Origin of the sequence: Herbidospora mongoliensis (assembly GCF_001570545.1) — a bacterium.
In the GTDB taxonomy this organism is placed as follows: Bacteria; Actinomycetota; Actinomycetes; order Streptosporangiales; family Streptosporangiaceae; genus Herbidospora; species Herbidospora mongoliensis.
This window is the reverse complement of record NZ_BBXD01000009.1, coordinates 561,577-580,996: the sequence shown is the minus strand read 5'-3', so window position 1 is coordinate 580,996 and position 19,420 is coordinate 561,577. Positions and strand designations below refer to the sequence as shown.

Genomic DNA, 19,420 nt, shown 5'->3' with positions numbered 1-19,420 from the left:
ACTTCTCCCGCCTCGGAGGTCGTCGTGGTGCCCAAGCCGGAGGGCATGTTCGACCGGGATCGTGAGTGGGCCGCCCTCACCCGGTTCGCCACCGACGACCAGCCGTCGGCGACGCTCGGCGTCGTGTCCGGGCGGCGCCGCCAGGGCAAGAGCTTCCTGCTCGAATCGCTCTGTCAGGAACTCGGCGGGTTCTACTTCTCCGCCCAGGAGGCCACCGACACCGAGTCGCTGGCCGTGATCGGCGCAGCGCTGACGGAGTTCCTCGACCCCATCGTGCCGTTCACCCCGCAGAGCTGGCCGGCCGTGTTCGACGTGCTGCTGCGGGCCGGGCGCGGTCGGCCGATCCCGGTCGTGATCGACGAGTTCCCCTACCTGGCCAGGGCCAACGCGGCGCTGCCGTCGATGATCCAGGCGGCGTACGCCCCCCGCCGGGCCGAACGGGTCGAGTCGCGGACCCGATTGCTGCTGTGCGGGTCGGCCATGTCGTTCATGGGCGGCCTGCTGTCGGGGAACGCGCCGCTGCGCGGCCGGGCCTCGCTCGATCTGCCGGTGGCCACGCTCGACTTCCGGCTGGCCGCCCGCTTCTGGGGGATCGACGACCCCCGGCTGGCGCTTCTGGTGCACGCGGTCGTGGGAGGGACGCCCGCCTACCGTACCGAGATGATCCGGTATGACACCCCGCGCGACCGGGCCGACTTCGACGACTGGGTGATCCGGGCGATCCTGTCCCCGGGCAGCCCGATGTTCCTGGAAGCCAGATATCTGCTGGCCGAGGAGCCCGACCTGCGCGACGGCGCGCTCTACCACTCGGTGCTGCGGGCCATCGCCGAGGGCAACAGCGGCCGGGGCGGCATCGCGAGCCACGTCGGACGGAAGTCGAACGAGCTGTCCCACCCGCTGACCGTGCTGGAGGACGCCGGGCTGATCACCCGCGAGGCCGACGCGTTCCGCGGCAACCGCACCGACTTCCGGATCAACGAACCGCTGCTCGTCTTCTACCACGCGATCATGCGGCCCTACTGGCCCCAGTTGATGCGGGGAGCGGCCACGGAGCGCATCTGGGCGGCCAGCCGCGAGCGGTTCGCCGCCCAGGTGATGGGCCCCCACTTCGAACGGGTCTGCCGGGAGTGGACCCTGCACTTCGCCGAAGACCGCTTCGGGACCTGGCCCGTTCAGGTGACCGCAGGCACCGTCAACGACACCTCCGGCCGCACCACCCATGAGCTCGACGTCGTGGCCGTCGGCCCCGGCCGGGAGCTGCTGGCGATCGGCGAGGCCAAGTGGGGCGAGGTGATGGGGGAGGGCCACCTGGCGCGGCTGCGGCGCATTCTCGGGCTCGTCCAGGCAGGAGACCGGTACGACACCTCGGCCACCCGCCTGGTCTGCTTCTCCGGCGAGGGGTTCACCGAAGGACTGCGGGCCGCAGAAAGGCTGGGCGAGGTCGAGTTGATCGGACCCGGGGACCTGTACGCCTAGGGTTCCAGCCGGTGGTTACGGCCGATCGGCCCTGTCGAAGGTCCTTTCCGGCGGCAATCCGATCCTCAGGTAGCGTCGAGCGCCATGCGGGCCAGCTCGGCCGCCCCCGTCACGCCCGACAGGTTGCCCAGCCCCGGCGCGAAGATGAGCGTGTCGAGCGCGTAGCCCCCGGCCAGCCCGGCCGCGCGGGCCCGGACCAGGTCGAGCAGCCCCGGCCGCCCGCCGACCCCGCCGCCGATGATCACGGCCTGGGGGGAGAGGGTCGAAGCCAGGTTGTGTACGGCCTTCGCCAGATAGTCGGCCTCCAGCTCCCACGGCTCGCCGTCCTCGAGATCCTGCGCCGGCCGCCCCCAGCGCTGCCGCATCGACGACCCCGAGGCCAGCCCTTCGAGACAGTCGCCGTGGAAGGGACACATCCCTGCGAACGGGTCACGCTCGGTGTCGTGGGGGACCAGCATGTGCCCCGCCTCGGGATGGGTCCGCCCATGGAGGGGCCGCCCGTCGACGATGACCCCGACCCCGATGCCGGTCCCGACCGTCATGTAGGCGAGGGTGTGCAGCCCCCGCCCCGCCCCGTAGCGCAGTTCGCCGATCGCCGCCCCGTTGACGTCGGTGTCGAGCCCGACCGGCACCCCGAGCCCCTCGCGGAAGGGCGTCACCACATCGGTCCCCGACCAGCCCGGCTTGGGCGTCGCCATGATGTGCCCGGTCGCCAGATCGACCGGCCCGAACGTGGCGACCCCGACCGCCACCGGGGCGGGATGCCGCCGGAAGAAGTCGACGGCGGCCGGGATGGTCTCGTCGGGGGTCGTCGTCGGGACCACCTCGGTGGCCACGATCTTCCCGTCGGTGTCGGCGAGCGCGCACACCCATTTCGTTCCGCCGGCTTCGACGGCTCCGTACCTGATCACCCCCGTAGTCAACCGCGAACCGGGGCCTGAGCAAAATGGCGCTAGAAGGGTTGCATCTGATCGATCACCTTGACCGAGAGGTCAATGATCGATTCACCTTGGGCAGTGAGCTGAGCGGCGGCCACGTGCTTCCGGGCCTGATCGATCATTTCCTCGGCCTGGGAGCGGCTCGCCGGAACTTTGCCGAGTTCGCCACGGCCGATCATGCCCTCGATCGCCTGGCGGCCCTGCTCCCACCTCATACTGCTCCGATCTTCAACTTCACGAGGGGTCGTGACCGGACGGATTCCAGCAATGGGTGCCCATCGGGGGATTCCCAGTCACGGCGCGTGACTCGGCGAATACTAACCTCTCGTCCGAGGCGTCGCCTGGCGTTCTGGGCGACGTCGTCGAGGTCGTCGATGTCGGCGTCGCCGATCACCAGGACGTCGATGTCGTGGGGGACCGGGCCCGGTTCGCCCCGGTAGCGGGCCGCCCAGGAGCCGTAGACATAGGCCTCTTCCACGCCGGACAGGCCGCTCAGCATTTCGGGCAGGACCGCGATGGGGCCGTAGGTAAGGGCGAGGAGTTCCGTGAGGGGTCGGGACAGCGCCGTGTCCGTGGCGGCGCGGACCAGTCGGAGGTTGCCCACTCGCCGGTGATGGACCAGCCCGGCCTCGGACAGCCGGTCGACCTCTCTGCTCACCCCCGCGGCCGACACCCCGAACAGGTGAGCCAGGTCCATCTGGGGATATTCGTCTTCCGGATGGAGGAAGAGCCACGCCAGCAACTCCCCTTGCAGCGGGGAACGCAGCAGGGGGAGCAGCATGGGCGGTGGTTGTTGCATAAGACGCAAGATAACTTGCGCCTTACGCAAATGCCAAGGTCAGAACTCCGGCTGCTGCCAGCCGCTCTGCGGGATGTCGCCGCGGTACGGCGGTAGGACGACCGGGGGCACGAAGGTCTCCTTGATGGTGCGGGCGTTGACCCAGCGGATCAGGTTGAGGATCGAGCCCGCCTTGTCGTTGGTGCCCGACGCCCTGGCGCCGCCGAACGGCTGCTGGCCGACCACGGCGCCGGTCGGCTTGTCGTTGACGTAGAAGTTGCCGGCGGCGTAGCGCAGCTTCTCCGACGCCGACGCGATGGCGTAGCGGTCGCGGGCGATGAGCGCGCCGGTCAGGGCGTAGGGGGTCGCGGACTCCAGCTGGGTCAGGGTCGCGTCGAAGTCGTCGTAGACGTGGACCGAGAGGATCGGGCCGAAGTATTCGGTCGTGAAGATCTCGTCGGTCGGGTCGGCGCACTCCAGCACGGTCGGCTTCACGAAGTAGCCGACGGAGTCGTCGTAGGAGCCCGTCAGGACCGAGACGTTGTTCGCGCTCCGCGCCCGGTCGATGGCCGCCTTGTGCTTGGCGAAGGCGCGGTCGTCGATGACGGCGCCCATGAACGTCGACAGGTCGCCCGCCACGTCGCCCACGGTCAGCGACTCGGCCAGGGAGATGAAGTCGTCCTTCATCAGGTTCCACATCGCGCGCGGGACGTAGGCGCGCGACGCCGCCGAGCACTTCTGGCCCTGGTATTCGAAGGCGCCCCTGATCAGCGCGGTCGTCAGCGCCGCCGGGTCGGCCGAGGGATGGGCCAGGACGAAGTCCTTGCCGCCGGTCTCGCCGACCAGCCGGGGGTAGGCGTGGTAGCGCGCGATGTTGGCGCCCACGGTCGACCACAGGTGCTGGAAGGTCGGGGTCGAGCCGGTGAAGTGGATCCCGGCCAGGGCCGGGTGGGTCATCGCGACCTCGGAGACGGCCGAGCCGTTGCCGGTCACCAGGTTGATCACGCCCGGCGGCAGGCCGGCCTCCTCCAGCAGCGCCATGGTGAAGTGCGCGGAGAACTGCTGGGTGGGGGACGGCTTCCAGACCACCACGTTGCCCATCAGCGCCACCGAGGCGGGCAGGTTCGCGGCGATGGCGGTGAAGTTGAACGGCGTGATGGCCAGGACGAAGCCCTCAAGCGGCCGATACTCCATCCGGTTCCACACGCCGGGCGAGGAGATCGGCTGCTCGGTGAGGAGCTGCCGGGCGAACGACACGTTGAACCGCAGGAAGTCGATCAGCTCGCAGGCGGCGTCGATCTCGGCCTGCTGCGCCGACTTCGACTGGCCGAGGATGGTGGCCGCGTTCAGGGTGGCCCGCCACGGACCGGCCAGCAGCTCGGCCGCGCGCAGGAAGATGGCGGCGCGCTCGTCGAACGAAAGCGATCGCCACGCGTGGGCCGCGCCCAGGGCGGCCGAGATGGCCGACTGGACGTCGGCGGGGGTGGCGTCGTGGGTCGTACCGAGAACCGAGGCGTGGTTGTGCGGCTGGACCACCGGGATCGGCGAACCGCCGCCCATGCGGCGTTCGCCGCCGATCGTCATGGGAAGGTCGATGCTCGTGGCGGCCAGTTCCTTCAGCCGCCCCTCCAGCATGGCGCGATCGGCGCTGCCGGGTCCGAAGGACCGGACAGGCTCGTTGACCGGAGCCGGGACCGTGGAGACGGCGTCCATCACTTACCCCCAAGGGAACGCAGGAAGAAGGCCACGTTGGCCGGTCGTTCGGCCAGGCGGCGCATGAAGTAGCCGTACCAGTCGTCGCCGTAGGGCACGTACACGCGGACGAGGGCGCCCGAGTTGGCGAGCGCCTGCTGCTTGTCGGTACGGATGCCGTACAACATCTGGTACTCGTAGGTGTCGCGGGGCCGGTCGTGCCGGTCGGCGAGCAACTCGGCGATGGAGATCAGCCGGTCGTCGTGGGTGGCCACCATGGGGTGTCCCGTGCCTGCCATCAGGACCTTCAGGCAGCGCACATAGGCCAGGTCGACGTCGGTCTTCTTCTGGTACGCCACCGACCCCGGCTCCCGGTAGGCCCCCTTCACCAGCCTGACCCGCGAATCGCGCAGGTCGTGGCAGTCGGCCTCGCTCCGGAACAGGTAGGCCTGGATCGCCACCCCGACGTCGGGGAAGTCGGCCCGCAGGTCGCGCAGGATGCCCAGCGTCGAGTCGACCGTCGTGTGGTCTTCCATGTCGAGGGTGACCGTGGCCCCGGCGGCCCGTGCGGCCTCGCAGATCTCGCGGGCGTGTTCCAGGGCCATCGAGTCGTCGAGCGCCTGCCCGACGGCCGACAGCTTGACCGACACCTCCGCCCGGTGGCCCATGCCCAGGGGGGCGAGCGCGTCGAGCAGCTCCACATAGGCCTTCGCGGTCGTGACGGCCGCGGAGGTGTCGCGGACCTCCTCGCCCAGATGGTCGATCGTGACCATGAGCCCCGATCGGGCGAGCTGCCGGGTGACGGCCACCGCGGCGGCGGTGTCCTCCCCGGCGACGAACCGGTCGACGACGCGCCGGGTGGGCGGCAGGGCCGTGACGGCTTTGCGCGCGAGCGGATTCCTCGACACGGCGAGGAGCGTGGAACCGAGCATGCACACAGCGTAATTCGCCCGGAAAGTACCCTTCCACGGACATCCGGCCAAGTCTCTTCAGACAAATGCACAATAATGTTCCCATGCAAGACCTGGTCGACGAGATCGCCCGCCTGCTCGACGCCTCCGTGACCGTGGAAGACCGCGCGTTCGAGCTGGTCGCCTACGGTGTCCAGAGCGGTGTGGTGGACGAGGTCCGCCAGGAATCCATCCTGCGCCGCCGCGCGACCCCCGCGACCAAGGCCCACTTCGAGGCCTACGGGATCGCCACCGCAGATCATCCGGTACGAATTCCGCAGGCCCCCGGCTTCCTCGCCCGCGTCTGCGTTCCCCTGCGACACAAAGGCGTCACCTACGGCTACCTGTGGCTCCTGGACAGCGGCGCACTGCCCGACGCGCTGCTCGACGAGGCCCGGCCGTCGTTCGCCAGGCTCGCCGCCGCGCTGGCCCACGAAGCCCAGATCCGCCGGGCACCTCTTGACGACCTGTTCTCCCCGAACCCGCAGGCCCGCGCAGAGGCGGCGAGGGGAATCGAGGGGCCGCTGGTCGCCCTGGCCGTCGCGGCGGGCCCGGCCGAGCTGCCGATCTCCTGGTCGCTCCCGCGCGATGTCCTGACCGGCCAGGCGGGCACGCATCCCGCGTTTCTGGCCCCACCGGTCCGCGCCCGTGAGGCGGCCACCCGCCTGCATGCCATGTACGGCGTCCCGGTCGGCACCGGCGATCCCCGCCAGGACCCGGAAGACGCGTGGGAGAGCTGGCGGGAGGCGCTGAACGCGCTGCGCGTGGCCGAGAAGACCGGGGAACCCGTCGCCCACTGGTCGGAGCTGGGCGTCTACCGCTACCTGATCAGGCTGCCCCATCACGAGCTGGCCGAGCTGGCGGGGGAGTCGGCCGCCCTTCCCGAAGACCTGGCGCTCACGCTGGAGACCTATCTGGACAGGGCGGGTCACGTCCAGCAGACGGCGGCGGCGCTGGGCATCCACCGCCAGACGCTCTATTACCGCCTCGGCAAGGCCGCCCAGCTCACCGGCAAGGATCTGTCGGAGGGCCAGGATCGGCTGCTGCTGCATCTGTCGCTCAAAGCGCGGCGGCTCTGAGTGCCTTCAGATTCTGCTCATGCCCGAAATTTCTTGGGATGGCCTGAGGGTGGGCGGAGCCGTAAAGAAAACGAAGCTCTAAGAGGGCCGGAAACGGGCCGAGCGCCCGCGAAGGCCGGAGCTTCGCGGACGCTCGGTTGTTCCCTCAGGGGAGAGGTTCAGGCGCAGGCGCTCTCGTAGACGCGCAGGAGCTCCTGGCTGACGCGCTCCAGCGAGTAGCGGGAGCGGGCGCGGTCGGCGCCGGCGAAGCCGACGGCCGAGCGGAGGGTGCGGTCGCCGAGGAGGTCGCGGATGCGGGCCGTCACTTCGACGGGGCGGCGGACCAGGAAGCCGGTCACACCGTCGACCACCGAGTCGAGGTGGGCGCCGGAGGCCGAGGCGATGACCGGCACGCCGCAGGCCATGATCTCCAGGGCGGCGGTCCCGGTCGGGACGTTCGGCTGGAGGGACAGGGCCACGTCGACGCTGCGGATCAGCTTCGGCATCGCGTTGTGGGGGACGTGGCCGAGCAGGGTCAGCCGCTCTTCGACGCCACGGGCGCGGGCCAGCATGCGCAGGCGCTCCAGGGCCGGGTCGTCGCCGCCGGCCACGACGAGTTCCGCGTCGGGGACCGAGGTCAGCGCGTTGATCACGGCGCCGGCGCCGGTCGCGCCGACGTGCAGCAGGCGCGGGTGGCCCTCACGGGGGAAGGCGGGACCCTGGCGGCGGAAGCGCTCGATGTCGACGCCGCCCGGCACGATCGAGATGTTGCGGCGCGGCACGCCCATCTGGATGAGCTGCGACTCCTCGCCGGCACAGGCCGCGATCACCGCATGGGCCCGGCGGCCGATGGCCCGCTCCAGCCGCAGGACCTGGGCCGAGGGGCGGTCGTCGTGGTGGAAGGTCTGGGTGACCGGTACGTCGAGGCCGTCGGATCCGGCGATGGCGGCCAGGCCGCCGCTCCAGGAGTGGGCGTGGATGACGTCGGGGCGCTCCACGTTCCAGCGCTGCTTGAGGCCGTCGCTGAAGTCGGAGATGTAGGGAAGAAGCTCGTTCTCCGCGAGGTCCCTGTCGGGCCCGGCGGGCACCCGCTCGACCCTGACACCCTTGATCTGCGCGTCGTCCCGGGTGTAGACGGTGACTTCGTGGCCCCGGCCCAGTTCACGGGTGACAGCGGGGGCGGTGGAGGAGAGGTTGTTCGTGGCGACGATGGCGATATGCATGACACACCTCATGGCGAAAAGCGCGATGAAAGGGGTGTGCCTGCGTCTTAGGCACGAACTATGTTGTGGTCTTTACCGTACACCTAAGCGCTCTAAACGCAAGCTTTTGGGAGAATCACGCGTCGATCCGCAGCCCGGGCGAGGTGTGCCAGCCGATCAGCCGCATCAGCTGGCTGACGTGGTCGGGCACCGGGCCGAGCACGAGTTCCCGCTGGTCACCGAGGTTTTTGGCGGTGTCGACCAAGGCCCGCAACCCGGCCAGATCGATGAACGTCACCCCGTGGAGATCGACGTGAAGATCGCCGGGAACCGCCTCGGCCGACTCGGACAGCCGGTGGGCCAGGTCGGCCGAGGAGGTCGCGTCGATCTCTCCCTCGACCCGGATCCCGTCGGGCCCGAAGGTGCGCCGGATGCGCAGCAGCCCGGTTTCGAGCAGCAGATCGTGGTCGTCGGGGCGGTGCAGCCGGAGCAGGTCGGCCAGCGCCTCGGCCCCGAACAGCCGCTTGTCGAACTGGCACACCCCGAGCGCGGTGCCGGTGTCGAAGACCTTCTGGAGGCCGGACTCGAACTCGGCCAGCCGATCGTGGCCGGCCCGGACGGCCCAGCTCATCTCGCCGGTCACCCGCAACGCCCGATAGCCCTCTGACCTGGCCTGATCGGCCTGGACGGCGACATCGGCAGGGGTGAACGCCTCCAGCCGGCGGATCTCCAGCTGCCCCGAGCGGGCCGCGTCGGCGGTGTCGACGCCCCAGCCGCGCAGCAGGCCCGTGACGACGGACGGGTGGGTCACGTCGGTCAGATACAGCACCTTGTCCGCGCCGGCCAGCCCTTCGGCGATGAAGGGGGCCAGCACGGGCTCCAACTCGGCCTCGTCGGAGTAGGCGACGGACCTGTGGTCACCGGGCTGCACCCGTCAAGGCTAGCGGGAACGACGCAGCGTCAGGACCGTAACCTCGTCGACGACGTCGTCGTTGCAGAAGGCGCGGTGGTCCTCCTCGATGGCCTTCACGACCGCCGCGGGCGGCTGGTTGACGCACCGGGCCAGCACCTCGGTCAGCCGGGCCTCTCCGTAGTTCTCCCCGGCGGCGCTGCGGGTGCCGACCAGGCCGTCGGAGTAGAGCACCAGCGTCTCGCCGGACGCCAGGGTCAGCTCCTCGGTGGCCGATTCAGCGCCCTCCTCGAAGCCGAGCGGGACCCCGCCGCCCTCGGTGAAGCGCACCCCGCCGTCGGGCTGGAGCAGCGCCGCCGGATGGTGCCCGGCGGACGCGAGACGGACCTTCCGGCCGCGCACGAAACCGGCGGCGGCCATCACGAACAGGCCGGTGTGCTGGGCCAGCAGGGCGTCGTTGACCTTGCGGAGGGCCTCGCCGGGGTCGCGCTCGAAGGCGCTGAGCACCCTGATCCCGTTGCGGACCAGCGAGGTCACCGAGGCGGCCTCGTCGCCACGACCGGCGGCGCCGCCGATGACGAAGCCCCAGCCGCCCTTCATCGGGAAGACGTCGTAGAACTCGCCGCCGATCGCCCGCATGGCCGAGCCGGGGTGGTAGATCGCGGCGGTCTCGAACCCGGCCACCTCGGGCAGCGACCGGGGGAGCACCCCGCTGCGCAGGGCGTCGGCGGCGTTGGAGCTGCGCTGGAAACTCCGCTGGGCCCGCAGGGCCAGCCCCAGGTGACCGCCGATCTCCTCCAGGAGCCCCAGGTCGGCCAGTCCGAACGGGGGGCGGTCTCTCAGCCGTACGAGAGTCAGCACCCCCGCGATCTCGTCGTCCGACTGGATGGGCACCGAGAGCAGGGAACCCGCCTTCATCTGCGTCAGCACGTCGGCCCCGAGCAGGGTGTCGTCGCTGAGCATCTCGTGGACGACCCCGGTGCGGGTGGCCAGCACCCGCTCGATCAGCGGCGCCTGGGCCGGGTCGCGGGACTCGATCGCGCGCTGGAGCTTGGCCGCCGGCTGGGTCGACGGCGCGATCACGGCGGCCCGGTGGAGGACACCGTCGCGGACCATGTCGGCGATCACCCAGTCGGACGTCTCGGCCGCCAGCAGCCGGGCCGCGCGGATCAGCGCGACCGGCTCGCGCAGGCTCTCGTCGTCGAGCAGCAGCCGGGTGAGCTGGGACGACAGCTCGTGGCGGCGGGCCGCCTCCAGGAACAGCGCCTCGTCGGGCGTGTCCTTCCCGCTGCCGGGCCCGGTGAGCTGCACGTCGGTCGGCAGGGCGACGGCCGCGACCATCTCCTGCGGCTCGCCCGGCATCCGCAGGCGGCTCAGCACCAGCCGGACCGTGTGGGCCCGGCCCTGGTGGGCCAGCCGCGTCTCGAAGGTCGTGCTCTCTTCGCTGCGCAGCGCCTCGGCGAACCTCGCCCGGAACACGGCCCGGTTCGACGACTCGATGAGCAGCGGGAACGCTCTGCCGATCAGGTATCCGGCCGGGCTGCCCAGCAGCCGCGTGGTCTCGTTGTTGATCCGGCGGACGGTGCCGCCGGTGTCCATCACGATCACCGGGATCGGCAGGGTCCGGAAGATCTGCCGGAGCAGTTTCTGCTCACGCTGCGGACCGCCGTCGCGCCGCCGCTTCGCCTTGGCCAGCTCGGCCAGGGTGTCACGGACCAGCTCTTGGGCGGTCGCGAGCTCGGGGCTGCCGGGCAGCTCGGCGACGCGGGCCGCGAACTCGCCCAGCCGCTGCTCCAGGTCGGTCACCGGTGTGTGCTCCCTCTCAGATCCGTCATCGGAGGATTAGACCCCAAACTAGGGGCATGGTCTTCCCTGTGATTCCCATTCTGGCCCGTGATCTCGCCGCCCTCGGACGGGTGACCGAGGGAACCTCCGCCGAGAGCGTGCTGCGCGGGGTGACCGAGGCCATCGCCAGGGGCGTACCCGGCTGTGCGGGTGGCACCGCCGAACTCTGGATGGACGACCGGGTGCTGCTCGCGTCGTCCCACAGCGAACTCATCTCCGTCAGCGATCGAGAGCGTGACCTGCGCGAAGGCCCCTCGCGAGAGGCCCTGCGCAGTGGCCGGCCGGTCGTGGTGGCCGACGTGATGCGCGACCAGCGCTGGCCGCGCTACGCCGCCGCCGCCGTCCGTCACGGGGTGCGCTCGATCTTGGTGCTGCCCGTCGAGGTCGAGGGCGCGATCGTCGTCATAGGGCTCTACGGGGTGCGGCCGGGGGTGTTCGCCGACCACGTTCCGCTGACCGAGCTCCTTCGCGAACAGGTCACCGTGGCGCTCGCGAACATCTGGGAGTTCGACGACGTGATGACCGGCGCCGCCCAGATGCAGGAGGCGATGGCCGGGCGCGCGCTGATCGACCAGGCCAAGGGCATCATCATGCAGGCCAGCGGCGTCACCCCGGAAGAGGCCTTCGACGAGCTGCGCCGCATCTCCCAACATCACCAGGTCAAGGTCGCCGACCTGGCGAAACTGCTGGTCACCGAGCATCAGCAGAAGAACGCCAAAAGCTAGGCGGCAGCGGCGGCCACGGCCTCGTCGACGGTGTCGAACATGGGCAGCCGCTGCGCGAGGCCGGTCACCCACATCACCTTCGACGCCGGATATTGCACGTTCACCAGCGCGAAGAACCCGCCGGCGGCGGTCGCCCGCTGCCAGTGGTGAACGATCAGCCCGAGCGCCCGCGAATCCATGAACGTCACGCCACCCAGGTCGAGGATCATGTCTGACCCGTGGTCGTCGACGACCGCGTCGAGGTGGTCGGAGAACTGCTCACGGGTGGTGGCGTCGAGGATCCCGTCAATGTGGACCACTACGTATTCCGCCACGGCACTCGATCGCATCGTCAGGGTTGTCACCGCCTCGCCTCCTTCGACGCAACCTTACTGTTCTCGCGGGAGTTGTGTAACGCCCCGATTCGGTGCATTATGTGGGGCAGAGGTCCAGCAGAGGGCTTCGTCTCGGTTTTCTTGAGCGAGACGTGCCCTGCGGACCTTTTTCGCGTCTCTGGGGCAGCGTCTCGCGAAACCCCCTAGGAGACGGCGACATGCCTGCCTACCTCATGGCCGACCCGACCACCGAAGTCACCGCCGAAGACCTGCTCATCGAGCTGCAGGACGAGAGCACCACCGAAGACCGCGCCACCCGGCTGCGTGAGCTCATCGTCGAGATGCACCGCCCGATGGCCCGTGACATCGCCCGCCGGTACCTGCACCGGGGCGAGCCGATGGAAGACCTCCTCCAGGCCGCCTACGTCGGGCTGATGAAGGCGATCAACGGCTTCGACCCCACTCTGGGCCACAGCTTCCGCGGCTACGCCATGGTCACCATGACCGGCGAGGTCAAGCGGCACTTCCGGGACCGCACCTGGGCCGTCCGCGTCCCCCGCCTCTACCAGGAGCGCCGGTCGGAGCTCAACCGCCTGGTCGCCGACATGACCCAGGAGAACGGCCGCTTCCCCACGGTCGCCGAGCTGGCCGTGCGGATGGGCATCTCCGAAGAGGACATGATCCTCACGCTGGACGCCTCCGCCGCCTACAGCACGCTGTCCCTCGACGCGCCGATGGGCGCCGACGACGACGCCGCGGCCCTGGGTGACGTGATCCCCGACAACGACGACAGCCTGGCCACTCTGGTCGACCGCGAGGCGGTCAAGCCGCTGATCGACGGACTGCCGGAGCGGGAGAAGAACATCCTGCTGCTACGGTTCTATGGCAACATGACGCAGGCGGAGATCGCCGCCGAGTTCGACATCTCCCAGATGCATGTGTCGCGAATTCTGCGGAAGGTTCTCGACCAGCTCCGCGCGGAGCTTGTCGCCTAATGGCGGCTTTCCACCCGATTCTCTGGGATATCGGGCAACCTGCCGTGATGACCCGGGGTATCTTTCTTCGGAGTGCCGCCACTACTGGAAGGCGTTAGCGGGTGAACGAGGACGGCGTCGCGCCGCCGCCCGCACCGGGTGGCGCGAAGGAGATCACCTTCTCCCTCGCCGACCTGCCCGACGTGCGGGAGTTCGCGGCTGCGCTGGCCCGCCGTGGGGGCATGCCGGAAGATCGTGTGAACGACTTCCTGGTCGCCCTCAACGAGGTCACCACCAACGCCGTCACCCACGGCGCCACCAAGGCACGCCTGAAGATCTCATACGAACCCGGTTTCCTCGTGGCCGACGTCCACGACGAAGGCCGGCACTGGTCGCCGGAGTCGCCCCCCGGCTTCACCCCGCCGCGCGAGAACGCGACGAGCGGGATGGGCCTGTGGGTGGCCCGGCGGCTCAGCAGTGACATGCGCGTCGTGACCGGCGCCTCCGGCTCGAACGTGATGATGCGTTTCCCCCTCTGAGCCAGGGGGGACGGGGATGAAATGACCCCAACATCCAGAATTCTGGTGGTCGGCGGGGGCAACGTCGGCATGTTCGTCGCCCTCCGGCTTCAGCGCAGGCTGCGCAAGGAGCTCAAACAGGGCAAGGTCGGCATCACCGTGGCCGATCTCGACTCATACATGACCTACCAGTCGTTCCTCCCGGAAGCCGGGGCGGGAAACCTGGAGCCCCGGCATGTGGTGGTCTCGCTCCGGAAGGTCCTGACTCGCTGCAAGATCCTCAGCGGCCGGATCTGCGACATCGACCTGGCCGGGAGATCAGCCAGGTTCGAGCCGCCCGAGGGCCCTCAGCAGGTCCTCGACTACGACTATCTGGTCTTCTGCCCCGGCTCGATCACCAAGACGATGCCGATCCCGGGCCTGGCCGAGCACGGCATCGGCTTCAAGACCGTCGAAGAGGCCATCCACCTGCGCAACCACATCCTCGGCAAGCTCGACGCGGCCGCGTCGACCGACGACCCCGAGGTACGCGCCCGCGCGCTGACCTTCGTCTTCGTCGGGGCCGGATTCGCCGGGGTGGAGGCGCTGGCCGAGCTGGAGGACATGACGGCCGACGCCTGCCGCTATTTCCACGGCGTCAACCGCGACTCGATGCGCTGGATGCTGATCGAGGCCTCCGACCGCATCCTGCCCGAGGTGGGCATGTCGATGGGCGAGTGGGCCGCCGACGAGCTGCGCAAACGCGGCGTCGACGTGCGGCTCAACACCCGGATAAAGTCGGTTGAACACGACGTCGTGGTCCTCGACGACGGCGAGTCCTTCCCCTGCGAGACGCTCGTGTGGACGGCCGGCGTCAAGGCCAACCCCCTGGTCCAGCACCTGCCCCAGGGCGATCGGGGCCGCGTGTCCGCCTCGGCCGAGCTGCTGATCGACGGCACCGACTACGCCTTCACGGCCGGAGACTGCGCGGCGGTCCCCGACCTGACCCAGCCCGGCCAGTTCTGCCCGCCGAACGCCCAGCACGCGGTCAGGCAGGCCGCCCGCCTGGCCGACAACCTGATCGCGACGATCCGGGGCAGGAAGCTCACGCCCTATCGGCACAAGAACGCCGGCTCCGTCGCCTCCTTGGGGCTGCACAAGGGGGTCGCGAACATCTACGGGCTCCAGGTGCGCGGGTTCCCGGCGTGGTTCATGCACCGGACCTACCACCTCACCCGGATGCCGACCTTCAACCGCAAGGCCCGCATCCTGATGGACTGGACGCTGGCGCTGTTCTTCAGGCGCGAGGTCGTGGCGCTGGGCGCGCTGGCCCGCCCGCGCGAGGAGTTCGAGTACGCCATCAAGACCGAGGACGCCGACCGTAACTCTCGACCCCCTGCGAACCGATAGGGGAGTGTGGATCAGACCGAGGCGATGCGGGCGGGACTGCGGTCCCGCGTCGCCCGGCTGGCCCGGCGTGCGGGCGGTTACGCCCCGCCCGTGCTGCTCGCCGCCCTCGCGGCGGGGACGCTCGCCCCGCTGGTCAACCAAGGTCTGGGCGTCGCCGCGATCGGGGCGGTGGCGGCTGTGGGCGGGAACGTGCTCACCGACATCGTCAAGGCGGCCGTCGGCCGCCTGCGTCCGGGCGAGGACGTCGAACCGGCCATCGAAGCGGCCCTTCAGGAGGCGCTGACCAGCGCAGACTCCGCCGCTTTGCGGTCGGAGATCGCGGGCGTGCTGCGTGAGGTCGGCGCGGTTACCGTCGCTCTCGACGCGGCCGGCGACGACATCAGGGAGGACCTCGCGACCGGATTCGCCGACCTGGGCGGCCGGTTCACCGAGTTCGCGTTCCTGCGCACCGAACTTCGGGAGGCCCTCGACGATCTCCAGGTGGGCCTCGACCGGCAGGGCGCCGCCCAGCAGGTCATCATCGACCTGCTGCACCGGCAGTCGACGGAGGTACGGCTGGTCAGGTCGGTCCTCGACCGCCGCGTGGCCGAGACGGGCGAGCTCTCGCGGTGGCCCGGCCCGCCCTACCGGGGGCTCCAGCATTTCACCGAGGATCAGGCGGAGGTCTTCCACGGCCGCGAGCGCATGGTCGCCGACCTGACCGGCCTGCTGTCGCGATACGACTGCGGCCTGTTCGTCGTGACCGGGCCGTCGGGCGTGGGGAAGTCATCGCTGGTCCAGGCCGGTCTGTTGCCCGCGCTGGCCCAGGAGTGGCCGGATCGGCCGCGCCGAGTGATCATGCCGGGTCTGACCCGGCTCGCCGTGACGCTGGCCACGATGATGGCGGTCGACGCCGTCACCGTGCTCGACCGGCTCTCGGAGCGGCCGGAGACGGCGGGCGTCCTGTGCGATCAGGCGGCGGGCGGCCGGCTGGTCCTGGTCGTCGACCAGTTCGAGCAGATCTTCCAGACCGGTGAGGCCGAGGCGTTCGTGACGGCGCTGGCCGCGATGAACGCGACCGTGATCGTCACCGTCCGGGCCGACTTCATCGACCGTTGTGCGGCCCATGCCTGCCTCATCGAGGCCCTGCGGGAGCGCCAGTTCATCGTCGGGCCGATGCGGCCGGATGAGTTGCGCCGCGCGATCACCGGCCCGGCCGACGCGGCCGGTCTGGAGATCGAACCCGGCCTGACCGACACGATTCTGGCCGAACTATCCGGCCCGGGGGCGCTGCCGCTGCTGTCCCAGGCCATGCTGACGACGTGGGGGCACCGTGAGGGCAACCGGCTGACCGCTCGGGGATACGCCCTGTCCGGCGGGGTCGCGAAAGCGGTCGAGACCTCGGCGGAGGGCGTCTACACAGCGCTCACCCTTGAGCAGCAGGTCAACGCCCGGAAGCTGTTCACCGCGCTCACCGGCGTCGCCGACGACAGCCGCCTGGTCAGACGGGCCATCGACGGTCCCGCCGACGCGGTGGCCGAGGCGTTCGCCCAGCGAAGGCTCCTCGTCGTCGGGGACGTCATCCAGATCTCCCACGACGTGCTGCTGACGACATGGCCCCGGTTGCACGGCTGGCTGAAGGAGGATCTCACCGGGCACCGATTACGCAGCCAGTTCCTCGACGACGCCCGCGACTGGCACGACCAGGGCCGCGATCCCTCGTTCCTCTACCGGGGCGCCCGCCTGGCGGTGGTGCGTCGTGCGGCCGGCTCGTGGACGCTGATGCCCCCGGCCATCGACTACCTCCGCGCCGCCAACCGAGCGGCGGCGCGCGGCGGACGGATACGTCGCGGTGTCGCGGCGGGCCTGGTTCTGCTGCTGATCGTGGCCGTGGCGGCGGCGGGGATGGCGATCTCGGCGGCCGGGGAGGCCGACCACCAGTCGAGACTGGCGATCACCGGTGAACGCGTGGCCAGCGCCCGGTTGCTGAACACCCAGGCTTCGTCGGTCCGGCTGACCGACCCGATGGCCTCGCTGGGTCTCGCCTTGGCTGCTTACCAGCTGAACCCCGGCTCAGAAAGCCGCGCGGAGCTCACCGCCGTGTTGTCGGGCCCGTTCCTGGGTGAGCTCGACACCGGCGCCGCACTCAGCGGAGCCGCCGTCTCATCCGGTGGCCAACTGCTGATCACCGCCGTCGAGTCTCACGGCATCGATTCCGGTGGCTTCCAGATCTGGGACATCGTCGACCCGTTCCACCCGCGTCTGCTCACGCAGCAGCATGAGGGCTACACGGCGGGAGTCCTCGGCGTGGCCATCGATCCGACCGGCGGCGTGGTGGCCACGGGCGCGCGCGACGGCAGGGTTCTCCTCTGGGACATCCGCGATCCGCGGCAGCCGAGGAGGTATCCGACCGTGATCACCAGCCCTTCGCTGCCCGAGGTGGTCGCCTTCTCACCCGATGGCACGACGCTCGCGGTCGGCGGTGACCAGTTGGTCTTCTACGACGTCAGGGAGCCGGGCGACCCCCGGCTGAGGAAGGGCAGCTTCATCCCGCGTGGAGATCCAGACGTGATCTCGGGGGTCCACAGCCCCGACGGCGCCCGGTTCGCCGCCGGTTACGACGACGGGACGGTCATCGTCTGGGATCTGTCGTCAAGGCGCGGCCACACGGTCACGGGGAAGGGCAGCGCGGTGTCTTCGATCGACTACTCCGACGACGGTCGCATGATCGCCGTCAACCGAGAGGACTCGTGGGTGACGTTGTGGGACGTCACCGACACCGCCCGACCGCGTCAACTGGGGGAGCCGCTTGCCAGCCGGGGCGGCCTGACCACGTCGGTGGCCTTCTCACCGTCGGCCGACCTGCTGGCGGTCGACGGTGCCGACGGCATGGTCACCCTGTGGGACATCACGAATCCGGCCCGGCCGGTCGCTCGCACCCCCGGCCTGCCCGCCGGTCAGTCTCTCGGAGCCATGCTCTTCCGGGGTGACGGCGCGCTCCTGGTCACGGCCACCCCGGGTGGAACGATCCACTTCTGGGACCCGACCGGTGCGCCCGGCCCCCGGGTGCTCGGCGGGCCGCTGAGCTCGACGATCGGCACCATCCGGGAGGGTGTGAACGGCCTTCCGGCCAATGTCGCGTTCTCTCCCGAGGGCCGCTTCATCGCCGTGAGTCAAGGCGACCATGTCATGCTCCTGGACGCGATCACTCGCCTCCCCGTAGGAGAGGCGCTGGACGGAGACCATGGCTCCCTCGTCAGAGAAGTCCACTTCTCGCCGGACGGGCGGGTTCTGGTGACCGGCAGTACAGATCGGCTCGTGGTCTGGGACCTCACGGTCCCGGCGAAGCCTGTCCGGAAGGGGGAGCCGCTCACCAGCGATCTCGACTTCACATTCGTTGCCTTCATGCCACAGATCGGGCTGGTCGCCGGGGCGGGGACCGATACGGTGATGGCCTGGAACGTCAACGGCGCGGTGCCGCGCGAGATTTCTCCACCGCGGGATCTCGGGGGGTCGTCGCTGTTCGGCCCTGACGGCTGGCTCCGCGGGAGCGTCCTGCTCAACTCATTTTCCCTTCTCCGGGCGCAGGGGAGCGCGGAGCCGGTCTTCGGAGCCAGGACGAAGGTGACCTTCTCGTTGGACGGCCGGCTGATGGCTGTCGGTCACCAGGAAGTTCTCATCTCGATATGGGACATCACAAATCCCGCCGGTCCCCGGCTCCTCGGCGAACCCCAGACTGGTGCCCGGAAGTCCGTCGAGGTCCTGGCCATCAGTCCCAACAACCTGATGTTGGTCTCCGTCGACGGCGACCATCGGCTCGTGGTCCGAGACCTGACCAATCCGGTGCTGTCCCATGTGCTGGCCGGGCCGGTCGCGCTCACCGGCGAGCCCTTCTCAGCGGTCTTCTCTCCCGACGGGAGCACCCTCGCCCTCGCCTACCGAGACCAGGGCGTGCGGCTGTGGGACTTCTCCGCTTTGTTGGCCATCCACCGGGACCCGGTCACCCGGGCATGCGCCATCGCCCGGGACGGGCTGAGCCGGTCCGACTGGGCCCGCTATGTCGCTCTGCCTTACGAGAAGAGCTGTCCCTAGCGCCCGGCCACGATCGTGTCGAAGTCGGGGATCCGCGAGGAGATCGAGTCGCCGGTGAAGTCGCCGACCCAGCCGTCGTCGTCGTGGAAGAAGCGGATCGCGCAGAACTCCGGGTTCGTGCCCATGTCGAACCAGTGCGTCGTCTTCGCCGGGACGCTCAGCAGGTCGCCCGCCTCGCACAGCACGGCGTGGATCCTCCCGCCGAGGTGCAGGTAGAAGATCCCGGCGCCCCGGGCGAAGAACCGCACCTCGTCGTCGTCGTGGGTGTGCTCGTTGAGGAACTTCGCCCGTGCCCCGGCGGCCACGGCGGGGTCGGCGTCGGGTCCGAGCTGGACCACGTCCACGAACGTGTAGTTCTCCTCGGCGTTGACCTTGGAGATCTGCTCGGCGTACGCCGCCAGCACCTCCTCGGCGGAGGCCCCGGTCGTGACGACGTCCCAGTGGCGCAGCCGGACGCCGATCTCGGAGAGGGTGTCGGCGATCTTGGCGGGGTCTTCGGTCCGCTGGAGGAGGGAGGCGTCTTCGGCGTAGACGGTGAGGTATGTCATGGCACCAGCGAACCACTGCGGGCAAGTGATCG

General features: G+C 69.9%; 17 protein-coding genes. 7 read left to right on the top strand and 10 right to left on the bottom strand.

Translation table 11 applies throughout. The annotated features are described in order from the left end of the window. Positions 1-24 precede the first annotated feature (24 nt). Complete coding sequence (locus tag AW272_RS06975) at positions 25-1,476, top strand: AAA family ATPase (protein WP_245657222.1); 1,452 nt, start codon at positions 25-27, stop codon at positions 1,474-1,476. A 65-nt stretch (positions 1,477-1,541) separates the two neighbouring features. On the opposite strand, the gene AW272_RS06970 is transcribed toward AW272_RS06975, so the two are convergent. The 5 genes from AW272_RS06970 to AW272_RS06950 are packed head-to-tail and all read right to left on the bottom strand — an operon-like array spanning position 1,542 to position 5,816. Then, the gene (locus tag AW272_RS06970; RefSeq protein WP_218010811.1) at positions 1,542-2,387 is read right to left on the bottom strand and encodes an ROK family protein; all 846 of its coding nucleotides are present in this window, start codon (positions 2,385-2,387) and stop codon (positions 1,542-1,544) included. Positions 2,388-2,428: 41 nt separating this feature from the next. Then, positions 2,429-2,629, bottom strand: a complete 201-nt coding sequence (locus AW272_RS06965) for a hypothetical protein (protein WP_066361935.1) — start codon at positions 2,627-2,629, stop codon at positions 2,429-2,431. After that, positions 2,626-3,213, bottom strand: coding sequence for a MarR family transcriptional regulator (locus AW272_RS06960; protein WP_066361934.1), 588 nt, complete (start codon positions 3,211-3,213; stop codon positions 2,626-2,628). Before AW272_RS06960 ends, AW272_RS06965 begins: the two co-directional genes overlap by 4 nt. 39 nt (positions 3,214-3,252) lie before the next feature. Then, positions 3,253-4,905: an L-glutamate gamma-semialdehyde dehydrogenase gene (gene pruA / locus AW272_RS06955; RefSeq protein ID WP_066361932.1), complete on the bottom strand. Its 1,653-nt coding sequence runs from the start codon at positions 4,903-4,905 to the stop codon at positions 3,253-3,255. Next, positions 4,905-5,816, bottom strand: coding sequence for a proline dehydrogenase family protein (locus AW272_RS06950; RefSeq protein ID WP_066361930.1), 912 nt, complete (start codon positions 5,814-5,816; stop codon positions 4,905-4,907). Before AW272_RS06950 ends, pruA begins: the two co-directional genes overlap by 1 nt. 83 nt (positions 5,817-5,899) lie before the next feature. Here AW272_RS06950 and AW272_RS06945 point away from each other — a divergent pair, with 83 nt between their 5' ends. Then, complete coding sequence (locus tag AW272_RS06945) at positions 5,900-6,913, top strand: PucR family transcriptional regulator (RefSeq protein WP_245657220.1); 1,014 nt, start codon at positions 5,900-5,902, stop codon at positions 6,911-6,913. A gap of 158 nt (positions 6,914-7,071) precedes the next feature. On the opposite strand, the gene AW272_RS06940 is transcribed toward AW272_RS06945, so the two are convergent. From AW272_RS06940 to AW272_RS06930, 3 genes are all read right to left on the bottom strand, one after another. Then, on the bottom strand, positions 7,072-8,115 hold the full coding sequence (locus AW272_RS06940) for a glycosyltransferase (RefSeq protein ID WP_066361926.1): 1,044 nt from the start codon (positions 8,113-8,115) through the stop codon (positions 7,072-7,074). 115 nt (positions 8,116-8,230) lie between these two features. Continuing rightward, the gene (locus AW272_RS06935; RefSeq protein WP_066361925.1) at positions 8,231-9,025 is read right to left on the bottom strand and encodes an MEDS domain-containing protein; all 795 of its coding nucleotides are present in this window, start codon (positions 9,023-9,025) and stop codon (positions 8,231-8,233) included. A gap of 9 nt (positions 9,026-9,034) precedes the next feature. Continuing rightward, positions 9,035-10,810 (bottom strand): SpoIIE family protein phosphatase, encoded by a 1,776-nt coding sequence (locus AW272_RS06930; RefSeq protein ID WP_066361924.1) that lies wholly within the window; start codon positions 10,808-10,810, stop codon positions 9,035-9,037. Between the two features lie 68 nt (positions 10,811-10,878). On the opposite strand from AW272_RS06930, the gene AW272_RS06925 reads away from it, so the two are divergent. Then, positions 10,879-11,574, top strand: a complete 696-nt coding sequence (locus AW272_RS06925) for a GAF and ANTAR domain-containing protein (protein ID WP_245657219.1) — start codon at positions 10,879-10,881, stop codon at positions 11,572-11,574. Here the strand turns inward: AW272_RS06925 and AW272_RS06920 are convergent. After that, positions 11,571-11,918: an STAS domain-containing protein gene (locus AW272_RS06920; protein WP_245657218.1), complete on the bottom strand. Its 348-nt coding sequence runs from the start codon at positions 11,916-11,918 to the stop codon at positions 11,571-11,573. The genes AW272_RS06925 and AW272_RS06920 overlap by 4 nt on opposite strands. Positions 11,919-12,106: 188 nt before the next feature. On the opposite strand from AW272_RS06920, the gene AW272_RS06915 reads away from it, so the two are divergent. The 4 genes from AW272_RS06915 to AW272_RS06900 all read left to right on the top strand — a co-directional run bounded on the left by AW272_RS06915 (position 12,107) and on the right by AW272_RS06900 (position 18,840). Beyond that, positions 12,107-12,883: a SigB/SigF/SigG family RNA polymerase sigma factor gene (locus tag AW272_RS06915; protein ID WP_066361920.1), complete on the top strand. Its 777-nt coding sequence runs from the start codon at positions 12,107-12,109 to the stop codon at positions 12,881-12,883. Between the two features lie 101 nt (positions 12,884-12,984). Then, positions 12,985-13,401 carry an ATP-binding protein gene (locus AW272_RS06910; protein ID WP_066361919.1) on the top strand — a complete coding sequence of 139 codons (417 nt, stop codon included), beginning with the start codon at positions 12,985-12,987 and terminating at the stop codon, positions 13,399-13,401. A 21-nt stretch (positions 13,402-13,422) separates the two neighbouring features. Then, the gene (locus AW272_RS06905) at positions 13,423-14,769 is read left to right on the top strand and encodes an NAD(P)/FAD-dependent oxidoreductase (RefSeq protein WP_066361917.1); all 1,347 of its coding nucleotides are present in this window, start codon (positions 13,423-13,425) and stop codon (positions 14,767-14,769) included. A 6-nt stretch (positions 14,770-14,775) separates the two neighbouring features. Beyond that, positions 14,776-18,840 (top strand): nSTAND1 domain-containing NTPase, encoded by a 4,065-nt coding sequence (locus AW272_RS06900; protein WP_066361913.1) that lies wholly within the window; start codon positions 14,776-14,778, stop codon positions 18,838-18,840. On the opposite strand, the gene AW272_RS06895 is transcribed toward AW272_RS06900, so the two are convergent. Beyond that, on the bottom strand, positions 18,837-19,388 hold the full coding sequence (locus tag AW272_RS06895) for a 1,2-dihydroxy-3-keto-5-methylthiopentene dioxygenase (RefSeq protein ID WP_066361911.1): 552 nt from the start codon (positions 19,386-19,388) through the stop codon (positions 18,837-18,839). The genes AW272_RS06900 and AW272_RS06895 overlap by 4 nt on opposite strands. Between the last annotated feature and the right edge of the window lie 32 nt (positions 19,389-19,420).

Coding starts and splice junctions, on each gene's coding strand:
- AW272_RS06965 (WP_066361935.1), bottom strand. CDS start 2,629: ATGAGGTGGGAGCAGGGCCGCCAGGCGATCGAGGGCATGATCGGCCGT.
- AW272_RS06960 (WP_066361934.1), bottom strand. CDS start 3,213: ATGCAACAACCACCGCCCATGCTGCTCCCCCTGCTGCGTTCCCCGCTG.
- pruA (WP_066361932.1), bottom strand. CDS start 4,905: ATGGACGCCGTCTCCACGGTCCCGGCTCCGGTCAACGAGCCTGTCCGG.
- AW272_RS06950 (WP_066361930.1), bottom strand. CDS start 5,816: ATGCTCGGTTCCACGCTCCTCGCCGTGTCGAGGAATCCGCTCGCGCGC.
- AW272_RS06945 (WP_245657220.1), top strand. CDS start 5,900: ATGCAAGACCTGGTCGACGAGATCGCCCGCCTGCTCGACGCCTCCGTG.
- AW272_RS06940 (WP_066361926.1), bottom strand. CDS start 8,115: ATGCATATCGCCATCGTCGCCACGAACAACCTCTCCTCCACCGCCCCC.
- AW272_RS06915 (WP_066361920.1), top strand. CDS start 12,107: ATGCCTGCCTACCTCATGGCCGACCCGACCACCGAAGTCACCGCCGAA.
- AW272_RS06905 (WP_066361917.1), top strand. CDS start 13,423: ATGACCCCAACATCCAGAATTCTGGTGGTCGGCGGGGGCAACGTCGGC.
- AW272_RS06895 (WP_066361911.1), bottom strand. CDS start 19,388: ATGACATACCTCACCGTCTACGCCGAAGACGCCTCCCTCCTCCAGCGG.